The 235-nt window shown below is 59.1% G+C and carries 1 protein-coding gene; it reads right to left on the bottom strand.

The features are described from left to right. Nucleotides 1-235, bottom strand: a 235-nt coding sequence (locus tag HMPREF2807_RS03810) for an rRNA adenine N-6-methyltransferase family protein (RefSeq protein WP_304439958.1), incomplete at both ends; no start/stop codon positions are given.

The raw sequence follows: 235 nt of genomic DNA, 5'->3' as shown, positions 1-235 counted from the left end.
GTGAACCATGGGGACCACTGAGCCGTCATCATCGTGCTTGCGCCTACCCCGGCCCGGCGGCGAGCGACTTCCCACTGCATGAGGAGTACAGCGTCAGTCCATGCCGGCGCATGCAACAACTTTCGAAGAATGGCAGTGGTGAGGTGAAAGGGAATGTTTCCCACAATGACGCAGGGAGTGGCGGGTAACCGGAAGTTAAGGAAATCATCATGGACCACTTCGACCGCCGCCGAGG

The organism is Corynebacterium sp. HMSC074A09 (assembly GCF_001811545.1).
GTDB classification, from domain to species: domain Bacteria; phylum Actinomycetota; class Actinomycetes; order Mycobacteriales; family Mycobacteriaceae; genus Corynebacterium; species Corynebacterium hiratae.
This window is presented reverse-complemented; position numbering and strand designations above follow the sequence as displayed.